The sequence below is a fragment of the Streptomyces sp. NPDC002156 genome (genome assembly GCF_053593675.1).
The window spans coordinates 20,860-32,889 of record NZ_JBSFDA010000113.1 but is presented as its reverse complement, the minus strand read 5'-3'; the positions used below and the strand labels follow the sequence as shown (position 1 = coordinate 32,889).

Sequence of the window (12,030 nt, the reverse complement as noted above, 5' to 3'; positions counted from 1 at the left end):
GGCGTTTGAGGACAAGGCCCGTTCAGGGCCGGAGCGGGGGTCTGGGGGCGCAGCCCCCAGGGATGGGACGGGTAGGGGCGGCGGGGGCGAAACAAACTGCCCCCGCGCTCACTCCGGTGCCGTCACGAAGTCGATCAGGTGTTCTACTCGGCCCAGTAGTTCCGGTTCCAGGTCACGGTAGGAATCCACCCGCTTCAGGATCGCCTGCCACACCGCGCCCGTGTTCTCCGGCCAGCCGAGGGCCCGGCACACGCCGGTCTTCCAGTCCTGGCCGTGGGGGATCCTCGGCCAGGACGCAATGCCCAGGGACGACGGCTTCACCGCCTCCCAGATGTCGATGTAGGGGTGGCCCACCACCAGCGCGTGTTCGCTGGTCACCGACGCCGCGATACGGGACTCCTTGCTGCCGGGGACCAGGTGGTCCACCAGGATGCCCAGGCGGGCGTCCGGGCCGGGGTCGAATTCGGCCACGATCGCGGGGAGGTCGTCCACGCCCTCCAGGTACTCCACGACCACGCCCTCGATGCGCAGATCGTCGCCCCACACCTTCTCGACGAGTTCCGCGTCGTGCCGCCCCTCGACGTAGATACGCCCGGCGCGGGCCACGCGCGCGCGTGCACCGGGGACCGCGATCGAGCCGGAGGCCGTGCGGGAGGATGCCTGAGTCGCGGGGGCCGCGCCGGACGGGCGTACCAGCGTCACCACCCTGCCCTCCAGCAGGAACCCGCGCGGCTCCAGCGGGAACACCCGGTGTTTGCCGAAGCGGTCCTCCAGGGTGACCGTGCCCGCCTCGCAGCGGATCACCGCCCCGCAGAAACCCGTACCCGGCTCCTCGACCACCAGGCCGGGCTCCGCCGGTACCTGCGGTACGGGCTTGGGCTTCTTCCACGGTGGGGTCAGGTCCGGAGAGTACTGGCGCATTCGGATGACGATAGGAGAAGCTCCCGAGTCGTCAGTCCACTCCCCGCCGCGACACGCCGAAACGGGTTGCCAGGGCGTCCCGTTGGGCCCGCACGAACGCCGCGTCCACCACCGCTCCGTGACCGGGTACGTACAGCGCGTCCTCGCCGCCCAGGGCCAGGAGGCGGTCCAGGGCCGCGGGCCAGTGCGACGGTACGGCGTCGGGGCCCGCCTGGGGCTCGCCCGACTCCTCGACCAGGTCACCGCAGAAGACCACGGTCGGGTCGCCCGGTACGACGGCCACCAGGTCGCCCTGGGTGTGGCCGGGGCCGGCGTTCACCAGGAGTACCTCCGGGCCGTTGCGCAGGGCAACTGTCAGGGTTCCCCCGACCTCCTCGTGCGGGACCACCAGGGTGTCCGCCGCCTCCTCCGCCGCACGGGCGTCCAGACCGTTGCGTACGGCGTCCGCGCACAACGCCTCGCGCCCCACTTTCTCGAATTCGTTCCCGGTGCCTTCTGCCGCCAGGACATGTGCACCCGCGAACGCCGCCGCCCCGAAAACATGGTCGAAGTGGACGTGCGTCAGTGCGAGAAAGTCCACACGGCGGCCGGCCAGTTTCTGGGCCTCCAGGCGTAGGGTCGCGCCCTCCGCGAGGCTCGATCCCGCGTCGATCAGCAGTGCGCCGCCCGCCCCCGCGACCAGCCCCACCGTGCAGTCCCAGACCGGCAGCCGGCGTCTGCCCACCCCGGCCGCCAGGCGCTCCCAGCCCAGGTCGTGCCACCCCGGCTCTTCCCAAGTCACCTTCATGCGGCGACGCTAGCGGGACGGGGAGGAAGCGGTCGCCAGGACCGGGTTGCCGCGGACACGACATCGCAGGACAGGTCGGTACACGTCGGCAGATCGGCGCAGGCCGCCCTTGCCGGGGGCGTACCCGACAGCCGTACACTGGGCCGGGGAACTCTGGCACTCGCACACGAAGAGTGCCAGGGACGGCCCAGGCACTCAGGGGACGACAGCAGTTGGAGGTGTGCGCGATGCTCAGTGAACGCAGGCTCGAAGTGTTGCGCGCCATCGTCCAGGACTATGTCGGCACCGAGGAACCGGTCGGGTCCAAGGCTCTCACCGAGCGGCACAACCTCGGGGTCTCCCCGGCGACCGTCCGCAACGACATGGCGGCGCTGGAGGACGAGGGTTTCATCGCCCAGCCGCACACCAGTGCCGGGCGCATCCCGACCGAGAAGGGCTACCGGCTCTTCGTCGACAAGCTCGCCGGCGTCAAGCCGATGAGCGCTCCCGAGCGGCGTGCCATCCAGAACTTCCTGGATGGGGCTGTCGATCTCGATGATGTGGTGGGGCGGACTGTTCGGTTGCTTGCGCAGCTCACGCGGCAAGTTGCCGTCGTGCAGTACCCCTCGCTCACCCGGTCGACCGTGCGGCATGTGGAGCTGCTCTCGCTCGCTCCCGCGCGCGTGATGCTCGTACTGATCACGGACACCGGCCGCGTGGAGCAGCGGATGATCGACTGCCCCGCGCCTTTCGGGGAGACGTCTCTGGCGGATCTACGCGCGCGGCTCAACAGCCGGGTCGCGGGCCGCCGCTTCGCGGACGTGCCGCAGCTCGTGCAGGACCTCCCGGACGCCTTCGAGGTGGAGGACCGGGGTACGGTCGCGACGGTGCTCTCCACTCTCCTGGAGACGCTCGTCGAGGAGGCCGAGGAGCGGCTGATGATCGGCGGAACCGCCAATCTGACCCGCTTCGGACATGACTTTCCCCTCACTATCCGGCCGGTCCTCGAAGCTCTGGAGGAACAGGTCGTACTTCTCAAACTCCTTGGTGAGGCCGGGGATTCGAGCATGACCGTACGAATCGGTCACGAGAACAAATACGAGGGACTCAACTCCACGTCCGTCGTGTCGGTCGGCTACGGTTCGGGCGGCGAGGCAGTCGCCAAGCTCGGCGTGGTCGGACCGACCCGCATGGACTACCCGGGAACGATGGGAGCGGTACGCGCAGTGGCACGGTACGTCGGACAGATCCTGGCGGAGTCGTAAGTGGCCACGGACTACTACGCCGTACTCGGCGTGCGCCGCGACGCGTCCCAGGACGAGATCAAGAAGGCGTTCAGGAGGCTCGCCCGCGAGCTGCACCCGGACGTCAACCCCGATCCGAAGACGCAGGAGCGGTTCAAGGAGATCAACGCCGCGTACGAGGTGTTGTCGGACCCGCAGAAGAAGCAGGTCTACGACCTCGGCGGTGATCCGCTGTCCCAGGCGGGCGGCGGAGGCGCGGGCGGCTTCGGCGCCGGTGGCTTCGGGAACTTCTCGGACATCATGGACGCGTTCTTCGGAACGGCGTCCCAGCGTGGGCCGAGGTCGCGTACGCGGCGCGGCCAGGACGCGATGATCCGGCTCGACATCGAGCTCGATGAAGCTGCTTTCGGTACTACTAAAGACATCCAGGTCGATACGGCCGTGGTGTGCGGTACCTGTAGCGGTGAGGGTGCGGCTCCTGGGACCTCTGCCCAGACCTGTGACATGTGTCGCGGGCGGGGTGAGGTGTCGCAGGTGACCCGGTCCTTCCTGGGCCAGGTCATGACCTCGCGGCCCTGCCCGCAGTGCCAGGGGTTCGGGACCGTCGTCCCGACGCCGTGCCCCGAGTGCGCGGGCGATGGCCGGGTGCGGTCGCGTCGGACGCTGACCGTGAAGATCCCCGCGGGTGTCGACAACGGTACGAGGATCCAGCTCGCCGGTGAGGGTGAGGTGGGGCCCGGTGGTGGTCCCGCCGGTGACCTGTACGTCGAGATCCATGAGCTGCCGCACTCGCAGTTCCAGCGGCGTGGGGACGATCTGCACTGCACGGTGACTCTGCCGATGACGGCGGCGTCCCTTGGCACCAAGGTGCCGTTGGAGACGCTCGACGGGCTGGAGGAGGTCGACATCCGTCCGGGCACGCAGTCCGGGCAGTCGATTCCGCTGCACGGGCGGGGGGTTACTCATCTTCGGGGTGGGGGTCGGGGTGATCTCATCGTGCATGTCGAGGTCATGACTCCTTCGAAGCTTGATCCTGAGCAGGAGCGGTTGCTGCGGGAGCTGGCGCAGCTGCGCGGGGAGGAACGGCCTACTGGGCAGTTCCAGCCTGGGCAGCAGGGGTTGTTCTCGCGGTTGAAGGATGCGTTCAACGGGCGCTGAGGGGTGGGTGCCGGGGGTTTGTCTCGCCCCCGCCGCCCCTACCCGTCCCATCCCTGGGGGCCGCGCCCCCAGACCCCCCTTGTCCTCAAACGCCGGACGGGCTGGGTAGTCAGCCCCTTGGGGGTCCCCCCTCTGGGGGAGGGACGGGTAGGGGCGGCAGGGGCGAATCCAAGTGGCGAGGCCAGGCAGGGGCTGGTGAACTGGATGCAGGGATCCCTCCACCTCTACACCCCGTACCCGGAAGCGTCGGCCCCCGGCCGATCCCGGCGGAGCCGACGGAGTGGTGGTCAATGGGACACGCACCCCACCAGCGCAAGGTCAAGATCGTCACAGGCCCGGCGGAGGGAGGCCCACTCCGGGAACTGTGGGCCCACGGCCGACGCCCGTTCGTCGCCGTCTTCTGGCACCTCCGCACCCGATGGCTGGTCCACCGCGGCGTCACACACGCCAGACGGTGGTGGAATCCACCGTGGACGACCGTGCTGGTCGCGGTCGTCTCCCTGTTGACCGCGGGGCTGCTCGCGTGGTTCTTCGTCGCGGTGCTGGAGCTCGTCTACAAGGCGCCGGTGGTGGATAACTTCGGACCCAACCTGTGCAAGAACAACGACAACGCCGCCGCATGCGACGCAGTCACCGGCGTGGCAATGCCAGTACTCCTCGTCGCCGCCTCAACCCTCCTCTTCCTCTCCTGGCGGCTCTGGCACGTCCGCCGGTACTGCACGTACCAGGCCAGGCACGAGCCCAGCCGCCTGGTGGAGACCGCGGGCAGTCTGATGGACGAGGTGGTCGGGCGGGACCAGCTCTGCAACGCCATCATGAAGAACCTGGGTGACAAGAAGGTCCGACGGCCTCATGTCGTCGTCGGGGGCGTCGGTGTCGGCAAGACGGCGTTGCTGGTCCGGCTCGCCCAGAAACTCGCGGCCGTGGGGGCCGTACCCATCCCGATACGGCTGCGCGACGCCCAGGGTGACGAGCCGCTGGACTTCGACGAGATGGCGCTTGCGCGTTTCCGCGACATCGTCCGGTCGAAGGTACGGTCGGACGGCGAGATCGACCGGATCTGGCGGTGGCTCAGGCAGCGAGCCGACCGGATCGTGGTCCTCGCGGACGGTCTGGAGGAGGCGTTCGGCCAGGACCACATGCGCGGCCGACGCGACAATCTGATCCGCGACGCGATACGCAGGGCCGGCCAGGAGGGCCTGCCGCTGGTCATCGCCTCGCGGCCGCACGAACCGCTGCGCGCGATGCAGGCGGCCGTCTCGGAACTGGAGCCGCTGAGCAACGAGGCGGCCCTGTGCTACATCGCCCGCAGCGGCAGCTGGCGCTCCGATCAGACCCTGCTCGACCGGATCGTGGAAGCCGCCAACATGGCGGAATCCCCCATCTACCTGAAGATCGCCAAGGATCTGCACAGCAAGGACCTGCTGGAACCCCTGTGGACCGGGGGCGGGAGTCCGGACCTCCAGCTCCATGACAGCTGGACGTTGCGGGCGGAGCTCATGGAGACGTGGATCCACGCGCTGGTCGACGGGGACGTCCACCCCGAACTCCCCATCGACCACGACACGAGGCTGGCGGTGGTGGAGTACATCTCCGCGTTGGCGTGCATCGGCCTGGCCTCGGACAGCGCCGACGTCGAACTCGGGGAACTCACCTCGGACGAACCGTGGAACAAGCGCGCCGCGCGGAAACTGGACGACCGGATGGCGGACCTGCGGTGGTCGCCGAAGGAGTACGGCCACAAGGGCGGCGCCTGCGGGCAGGGCAAGGAACACCCCTGCCGGGGAACGCAGGCCGGCGCCGACTGGTTGCTGGGCCCCAGGGTGGACGCCCGGATCGCCGCGACCTGGGGCACCCGGATGGGCCTGGTCCACGAGAACGGCGACAAGGTCCGTTTCCAGCACAGCATCGTGCAGGCCTATCTCGGATCCCGCTTCCTCGACAGGATGTTCGAGAACCCGGCGACCGGCAGTCCGCCGCATACACACCCGGACGCACACCCGGACGCACACATCGCCCGCGCTCTGCGGCGGGGCGGACGGGAACTCCTCATCGCTCTCACGCTGTACTCCCGGTCGCAGAACGGGAGGTGCACCTGCGGCGGCTCCGCGGAGCGCAAGCGGCCGTGCCCCGTGAACACGATGTGCGGGCTGCTGCAGAAGCAGGCCGAGAACCTGCTGACGTACGCGGAACGCGCCCAGAAGGTGGCCGGACAGCTCCCGGCGACCGGTAACGGCGAGCCCGACGAGCGCGGCGGTCCGCGGCTGAGGGCGCTCGAGATCTACGGCGCCGCCGTGGAGATCGACAGCGTCCGGACCGCCCCGAGCCAGTACGAACTCATCTCGGAGATCTCGAAGGACTGGAACCGTCTCGGCCAGAACGAGGACCCCACCAGGCTCCGCGAGGCGAAGCTCGCCCTGGTGAAGCAGTGCGGAACGGCGGTACGCCGGGTGGCCGCCGCCCAGAGCCACAACTCCGGGCACGAGCACCCGGCGTACCCGCCCTACGGCGTCCTGTTCGAGATCGGCCGCAAGGAGACGGACCGCCGGGTGCGCGAGGCGCTCGTCAAGGAGATAGGGGCGGGTGGCGAACCGGCGTATCAGGCGCTGTGCGACAGACTCTCCCGGGCCTGTGCGTCTCTCGTGACCCAACGCGAGTGCGACAGCCAGGCGATGGAGCCCATGGACCCCATGGAGCCCCTGGAGCCCACGGACTTTTTCCTCGGGGAGGCGGACACGAACGACCTCAGGTCGCAGCGGGACCTGCGGGAAGAGAGGGAGCGACGGGATCGCCGGTACGCCGAGGAGGAGGCCCTGGCGGAGAAGGGGAACTGGGCCTGCAACACCATGCGTGCCTGGCTGCTCCCGCTGCTCGTCGACTCCTCCATGATGTCCCGCCACCTCGCCAGCCCTCGCGACGACCTGGACAACTGGGTTCGGATGGCGACCGGGGAAGCAGGGGAGACGACCGACGCCAGGATCCGGCACGACGGTCCCGGCGCCCCCATCGGTCTGGGATCGGCGCTGGCCCAGGGGTTCAAGTACGCCGCCAACCGGCGGCCCGGCTCCCGGCCCAACCAGAAGGCCCGCGAGTTCCTCGTCAAACAGGCCCAGGAGCTGCTGAACCAGAGCACGTTCTGGTACACGCGCCTGACGCTTCTGCACGCCCTGACCCTGTGGAGCCTGCCCGACGACGTCAACGCCGCCCAGCCGATCCGCGGCCATGGGGCGGACCCGAGGGGCCAGGTGAGGGAGTGGCTGTCGCAGGGCGACGGAAACCGGGCGGAGCACCCGCTGGTCGAGGGTGCCGCGAAGCTGGCGGTCCGCGCTCTGCAGACCCGGCGGCCCGAACGGTTCCTGTGGATCGACGAGGCGGCCCTGGCCTCCTGCATCGGCACGGAGGTCGGGCTGCCCGGGGAGCAGCGGGCCCACAACCTGTGGATCCCGCCGTCCACCGGGTGGAGCACCCTGGATCCCACGGCACAGCAGCTGCTCGCGGACGTACTGCTGCTGCTGGTGCTCGGCGAACGGTCCTACCGGCCGAAGGACACGTTCCGCAGGCTGGAGCTCCGTTCCCGCGAGCCGGCCCGGATGCCGTCCTGCCTGCGCAAGGACCGCACCCGGCTGAACCCCGTCCGGGGCGCGGAACGCGCGTCGCAGCCCGGATCCAACTGCACGGACGACTGCCGGATGAAGATGTGCCCCTACCCGGCCAAGGTGGAGAGCCTGCGGATGGAGTTCAGCGAGGTCTTCTGCCTGCACCAGCGCGACCTGCTGAAGAAGTGGCAGCCCTGGGCATGGGCTGCCCTCCGCTTCCGCCGCGAAGCCCCCTGGCAGCGCAAGGTGCCCGTCGCCGGCATGCGCCGCTTCTGGGACCAGATGAGCGACCGGGCGCGGGACGTCGACCCCGACGACACGGACAGCACCCGTACGGATTGACCCGCCGCCTGGTCCGACGGCCCCCGCCTCGCCCGACGGCCCCCCGCCTCGTCCGACGGCCCCCGTCTCATCCGACGGACGACGTTTCACCCACGTTTCGCGGAGCCGATAGGCTCGCGCCCGTGGCTGACATCCAGATCCCCGCTGACATCAAGCCCGCCGACGGACGCTTCGGCGCGGGCCCCTCCAAGGTGCGGACGGAGGCGCTGGACGCCCTCGCCGCGACCGGCAGCTCCCTCCTCGGTACCTCCCACCGCCAGGCCCCGGTCAAGAACCTGGTCGGCAAGGTGCGCGAGGGCATCCGGGACCTGTTCTCCCTCCCCGAGGGCTACGAGGTGATCCTCGGCAACGGCGGCTCGACCGCGTTCTGGGACGTCGCGACGCACGGCCTGATCGAGAACAAGTCGCAACACCTCACCTTCGGTGAGTTCAGCTCGAAGTTCGCGAAGGCCGCCAAGCTCGCCCCCTGGCTCGCCGACCCGACCGTCATCTCCTCCGACCCGGGCACCCACCCGGACCCGGAGGCCGAGGCGGGCGTCGACGTCTACGCGTACACGCACAACGAGACGTCCACCGGTGTCGCCGCCCCGGTCAAGCGCGTCGCGGGTGCCGACGAGGGCTCCCTCGTCCTCGTGGACGCCACGTCCGGCGCCGGCGGTCTGCCCGTCGACATCGCCGAGACCGACGTCTACTACTTCGCCCCGCAGAAGTCCTTCGCGGCGGACGGCGGCCTCTGGCTCGCCGCGTTCTCCCCGGCCGCGATCGAGCGCGCCGAGCGCATCCACGCGAGCGGACGCCACATCCCGGAGTTCTTCTCGCTCCCCACGGCGATCGACAACTCCCGCAAGAACCAGACGTACAACACCCCGGCCCTCGCCACCCTGTTCCTCCTCAACGAGCAGCTGGAGTGGATCAACGGCCAGGGCGGCCTGGACTGGGCGACAGCCCGCACCAAGGACTCCTCGACCCGCCTGTACTCCTGGGCCGAGGACTCCAAGCACGCGACGCCGTTCGTCACCGACCCGGCCAAGCGCTCGCAGGTCATCGGCACGATCGACTTCACGGACGACATCGACGCCGCCGCCGTCGCCAAGGTCCTGCGCGCCAACGGCATCGTCGACACGGAGCCCTACCGCAAGCTCGGCCGCAACCAGCTCCGCGTGGCGATGTTCCCGGCGATCGCCCCGACGGACGTCGAGGCACTGACGAAGTGCATCGACTACGTGATCGAGAAGCTGTAACACCTCAGGCCGTACGAAGATGGGGGCGCCCGGTGAGTACCGGCGCCCCTTTCCTCTTTCTGCCCTCGACGCGGCAACCACCCCAGCAGGCAATGCCATGGTCGAACCACTCCCCGAAGGCGGCTTCACCAAGATCACCTGACCACCGCACAGTCTTGGGCCAACCATTCACCGATGAGCGCGATCGCGTCCTCCACCATCGCGCGCGGCGCACCGGAGGATTCGACCGAGGTGCGGGCTATCGCGGCGAGTTGGGGGTCGGTGAGGGCGAACGCCGTGCGGGCTGTCTCGTACTCCTCCAGCAGCCCGGGGCCGAAAAGCAGCGGGTCGTCGGCGTTGAGGGTGCACCGCACGCCGGCTTGCAGCAGAAGCGGGAGGGGGTGGTCGGACAGGGAATCCACGACGCCGAGGGCGACGTTGGAGGTGGGGCAGACATCGAGGACCACGCCTTCCGCAGCCAGGCGGGCGACGAGAGCCGGGTCCTCGACCGCCCGTACGCCGTGGGCTATCCGTCGCGCGCCGAGCACGTCGAGTGCGGCGCGCACGCCGGCCGGACCGGCGAGTTCCCCTGCGTGTGGAGCGGAAATCAGCCCGGCATCACGGGCGATGGCGAATGCCTCGGCGAACGGCTCCGGTGCGAACCGAGCCTCATCTCCCGCCAGGCCGAAGGAGACGACCCCGTTGTCTGCCCGCCGGGTTGCGAGGTGGGCGGTCGCGACGGCCTGCGAAGGGTCCGCGTTGCGCCGGGCGAACACCAGGACGCCGAAGCCGATACCCAGCCGGGCAGCGGTACGACGGCCCTCGTCGATGACCATGTCCAGCAGGTCGAGTGCGGCGTCCGGATCCTCCTCGTAGGTCAGGGGGTTCACATGCGGCTCGATCCACACCGCTCCGTCCGCGGCGGCGTCCTCGACGACCTCGCGCACCAGCCGCAGAAGGTTCTCCCGCGGGCCCTCACGCACCAGCCTCGCGGCGAGGCTGTACAAGGACGTGAAGTCGTCGAACGACTTGAAGTCGCGTGAGCCGGACGGCTGTTGTCCACCATGCTCGCCCGACAGCTCCGCGAGCGTGGCAGGACGCATCGCGCCTTCCAGATGGAGATGCAGATGGGCCTTCGGCAGGAGGGCCAGGCTTCGCAAGGTGCCTCACTCCGCATACGTCGATGGGGGCGTCCGGCGAACACCGGACGCCCCCATCTCATGCCCGCAGCCCCTCACGCCCTCACGTCGCCGTACAGCTCACTGCCGGCACACCCCCACCCCCCGGCGCTCCCCCGAAGCCGAGACTCGTCGAACCCCCCACCGCCACACTCCCGTTGTGAGCCGCGTTCACAGCCGTCACCGTCGCTCCGGTCTGCGTGTACGTCGCGTTCCACATGCTTGTGACCGTCTGTGAGCCGCTCCAAGTCCACGTCACCTGCCAGGACTTGAGGGCGACCGTTCCCGTGTTGGTCACCTTCACCTCGGCGTTGAATCCGCCGCCCCAGTCGCTGCTGACCGTGTAGGAGGCGGCGCAGGTCGCCGTACTGCCGCCACCGCCACCGCCCCCTCCGCCGCCACCGTTCCCGGGGAACCCGGGCGCCTTCACGCTCGTCAGGTAGCCGTCCTTCACCGTGTCGACCGTCGACCAGTCGTCCTTCAGGATTCCGCCCGTGTCGCCGGAGTTGGGGTTCCAGGACCAGAACGTCCAGTGGAAGGAGTCCGAGCCGTACGTCGAGGTCGGGCGCAGGTAGTCGACCAGTGCGGCCAGCCAGCGCTGGTCCACCGTCGATGCCAGCGTCGTGCCGAACTCCCCCACCCACACCGGCGCGATGTTCTGCTTGAAGATGTAGCCCCAGTACCTGTCCCAGATGCCCGGCATGTTGGCGGGGAACGTCGGGTCGCTGAACCAGCTCTGCTGGGCCACGCTCGTCGCGTAGTCGTGGGCCGAGTACACCACCCGGTTCGCCACATCCAGCTGCACCGGGTACTGCGCGACCCCCATCAGGTTGCCGCCCCACCAGCCGGAGACCCCGTTGTACGTCTGCACGCCCTCCACGAAGACGAGCAGCTGCGGATTGACCGACAGCACGGCGTTGCCCGCCCGCTGTGCCGCCAGTCGCCAGTCCCTCGTCGTGTCACCGCAGCCCCAACATGCCGGATCGTGCGGCTCGTTGTGCAGGTCGATGCCGATGACCGCGTCCTGGCCGGAGTAACGCGCCGCCAGCGTCCGCAAGTTGGCGATCCATGTCGACTCGGGCACCGCCGACGTGTACCAGAGCGCCGACTGCCCGGCCGCGTCCGGCCGATGCCGGTCCAGGATGACCTTGAGGCCGCTCTGACCGGCGTACGCCACCAGTCTGTCCATGATCTGGAGGGAGTTGAGGCCTTGCAGGTCGGCGTTCTTGCCGCTGCTGAAGTCGATGCTGTTGGGGACCGTGGAGGACTTGAAGATGTCGTCGCTGTACGGCATCCGGATGGTGTTGTAGCCGAGCGACTTCATCTGGTCGATCATGCTCTTGTAGTCGCGCGACCAGAGGCCGTGGACCACGTAGTTGGCGGTCTCGAAGCCGAACCAGTTGATGCCGGCGATCCGGACCGGCTGCCCGGCCGCGTCCAGGATCTGGCGTCCGCTGGTGTGCCAGTAGCCGGCGCCGGCGTCCGCCGCACGGACGTCCGCCGCGTGGGCCGTCTGCGCGCCGGCCCCCAGGGGCAGGAGGAGCACGGCGGCCATCGCACACAGCGCTCTTCGCAAGCTGCGGAACATGTCGCTCGTTCCCTTCG

General features: G+C 69.4%; 8 protein-coding genes. 4 read left to right on the top strand and 4 right to left on the bottom strand.

The genetic code is table 11. The features are described from left to right. Positions 1–108: 108 nt before the first annotated feature. Both ACWCRB_RS34110 and ACWCRB_RS34105 read right to left on the bottom strand, forming a co-directional pair. Positions 109–921 (bottom strand): DUF3097 domain-containing protein, encoded by an 813-nt coding sequence (locus tag ACWCRB_RS34110; RefSeq protein ID WP_450999754.1) that lies wholly within the window; start codon positions 919–921, stop codon positions 109–111. Between the two features lie 31 nt (positions 922–952). Continuing rightward, positions 953–1,708 carry an MBL fold metallo-hydrolase gene (locus ACWCRB_RS34105; RefSeq protein ID WP_450999753.1) on the bottom strand — a complete coding sequence of 252 codons (756 nt, stop codon included), beginning with the start codon at positions 1,706–1,708 and terminating at the stop codon, positions 953–955. A 227-nt stretch (positions 1,709–1,935) separates the two neighbouring features. Here ACWCRB_RS34105 and hrcA point away from each other — a divergent pair, with 227 nt between their 5' ends. From hrcA to serC, 4 genes are all read left to right on the top strand, one after another. Further along, positions 1,936–2,952 carry a heat-inducible transcriptional repressor HrcA gene (gene hrcA, locus ACWCRB_RS34100; protein WP_369037951.1) on the top strand — a complete coding sequence of 339 codons (1,017 nt, stop codon included), beginning with the start codon at positions 1,936–1,938 and terminating at the stop codon, positions 2,950–2,952. Further along, positions 2,953–4,089: a molecular chaperone DnaJ gene (gene dnaJ, locus ACWCRB_RS34095; protein ID WP_450999752.1), complete on the top strand. Its 1,137-nt coding sequence runs from the start codon at positions 2,953–2,955 to the stop codon at positions 4,087–4,089. Positions 4,090–4,379: 290 nt separating this feature from the next. Beyond that, positions 4,380–8,027: an NACHT domain-containing protein gene (locus ACWCRB_RS34090; RefSeq protein WP_450999751.1), complete on the top strand. Its 3,648-nt coding sequence runs from the start codon at positions 4,380–4,382 to the stop codon at positions 8,025–8,027. A gap of 122 nt (positions 8,028–8,149) precedes the next feature. After that, positions 8,150–9,268 (top strand): phosphoserine transaminase, encoded by a 1,119-nt coding sequence (gene serC, locus ACWCRB_RS34085; RefSeq protein ID WP_450999750.1) that lies wholly within the window; start codon positions 8,150–8,152, stop codon positions 9,266–9,268. A gap of 134 nt (positions 9,269–9,402) precedes the next feature. Here serC and add read toward each other — a convergent pair whose 3' ends face one another. Both add and ACWCRB_RS34075 read right to left on the bottom strand, forming a co-directional pair. Then, positions 9,403–10,407 (bottom strand): adenosine deaminase, encoded by a 1,005-nt coding sequence (gene add, locus ACWCRB_RS34080; RefSeq protein ID WP_450999749.1) that lies wholly within the window; start codon positions 10,405–10,407, stop codon positions 9,403–9,405. 82 nt (positions 10,408–10,489) lie between these two features. Next, complete coding sequence (locus ACWCRB_RS34075) at positions 10,490–12,013, bottom strand: cellulase family glycosylhydrolase (protein WP_450999748.1); 1,524 nt, start codon at positions 12,011–12,013, stop codon at positions 10,490–10,492. Between the last annotated feature and the right edge of the window lie 17 nt (positions 12,014–12,030).